This window comes from Paenibacillus taichungensis (assembly GCF_013359905.1).
In the GTDB taxonomy this organism is placed as follows: domain Bacteria; phylum Bacillota; class Bacilli; order Paenibacillales; family Paenibacillaceae; genus Paenibacillus; species Paenibacillus taichungensis.
This window is the reverse complement of record NZ_JABMCC010000058.1, coordinates 1-1,841: the sequence shown is the minus strand read 5'-3', so window position 1 is coordinate 1,841 and position 1,841 is coordinate 1. Positions and strand designations below refer to the sequence as shown.

General features: G+C 46.0%; 2 protein-coding genes. Both read right to left on the bottom strand.

Annotation, left to right across the window (positions count from 1 at the left end; all coding sequences use genetic code 11):
* Positions 1-3: 3 nt before the first annotated feature.
* The gene (locus HP548_RS00465) at positions 4-957 is read right to left on the bottom strand and encodes a carbohydrate ABC transporter permease (protein ID WP_076288856.1); all 954 of its coding nucleotides are present in this window, start codon (positions 955-957) and stop codon (positions 4-6) included.
* A partial coding sequence (locus HP548_RS00460) for an ABC transporter permease (protein WP_246317846.1) occupies positions 957-1,841 on the bottom strand: 885 nt, incomplete at its 5' end. The genes HP548_RS00460 and HP548_RS00465, both read right to left, overlap by 1 nt.

Below are 1,841 nucleotides of genomic sequence, written 5' to 3'. Positions count from 1 at the left end.
CATCTATTCCTTCACACTCCCTACATTTAGTCCAACGACAAAGTATTTTTGCATAAACGGATACACCAACAAGATCGGAACAGAAGCGACAATCGTAACTGCAGCACGAATCGAAATGGGCGTTACCTGTGTGGAATGCTCCACCCCCACGCCGTTGGCAACGGAAGGATTACTGTTCGCGTTCATACTAGAAGACAACAGCTTCATCAGTTCGTATTGCAGTGTACTGAGCTCTTGACGTGATGACGTGTACAGAAAAGCATCGAACCAGGAATTCCACGCGCCGACTGCGACAAAGAGCGCAATGGTCGCTAGCACAGGTTTGCACAGTGGAAAAATAATTCTCCAGAAAATTCTGAAGTCGCCTGCTCCATCAATTTTGGCTGATTCAATCAAGCTTTCAGGGATCGTGTAAATATAGGTACGAATAACGATCAGGTTAAACGCACTAATCAGCGATGGTAAAACATACACCCAGAAGGAATTAATCAAATGCAGATCCTTCATCAGGAAGTACCCCGGAATTAGCCCGGCATTGAAATACATCGTCAGCACAAAAATGGTCGTAATCAGCTTGCGGAAAATATAATCGCGCCGACTCAGTGTGTATGCCAACATGGTGGTCAAGAAAATGTTCAGAACGGTGGATAGTACTGTACGTGCAACGGAAATCAAAAATGCATTATAAATGGTGCCTGATGCAAATACGGCTTTGTAATTCTGCAGGGTGAAATCGCGGGGCCACAAATATAAGCCTCCTCGAATGGTGTCATTCCCTGCATTAAATGAAACCACAATCGTGTTCAAAAATGGATATAACGTCACAATCACCAGCAGCACCATGAAGATGGTATTAAAGGTGTTAAACAGAAACGGTTCCATGCCTCTGCCACCCGGGCGGCGAACGGAAAGCGCCGCTGTATTTCCTAAACCAGACAATGGTGTTTTTTTCGTCATTATAACAGCCTCTCTTCCCCAAGCCGCTTGGCGGTCCAATTCGCTACAAGTAACATCGTAATGCTGACCACGGTCTTAAATATTCCGCCTGCAGTTGCGAGCGAATAGTTGCCCTGTGCAATCCCGTATTTGAGCACGAAGATATCAATCGTTTCCGCCCAGTCAACAACCAATCCGTTACCCAGCAAATACTGGACCTCGAAGCCGGCTTCCAGAATATGTCCAATCGACATAATCAACAGGATGACAATGGTAGGCTTGATTCCCGGCAAGGTGACATTCCACATTTTTTGATATCGATTGGCGCCATCAATATCGGCAGCTTCATACTGTGCCGGGTCAATCGAGGCCATGGCCGCCAAATAAATAATGGTGCTCCACCCGACTTCTTTCCAAATATGAGAACTTGCCACAACGCCCCAGAAATACTTTCCTTCCGTCAGCCACAAGATCGGCTCGTTGATGAGGTGCAGTCTCATGAGGATATCGTTGATAATGCCGTCAGAAGCAAGCGATGTCGCTACGATGCCGGTCACGATAATCCATGATAAGAAGTGAGGAAGATAAGAGATGGTTTGTACCGTCCGCTTCCACATGACCTTCTTGATCTCATTGAGTAACAATGCCAAAACTATAGCGGTAACGAAACCCAAAATCATGTTGATGATACTCATGGCCAGCGTATTGCGGAGCACACGCAAGAAATTGTCATCGGTAAACAAAAATTGAAAATGCTTAAATCCTACCCACGTTTGCTGCGAGAAACTTCTGGCCGGTTTGTAATCCTGGAAAGCCATCGTCCAGCCCCAGACAGGCACATAAGCAAAGATGATAATGTACGCAAGCAGAGGAACAGACATCCATATGAGCTGTCTCTGTGCTTT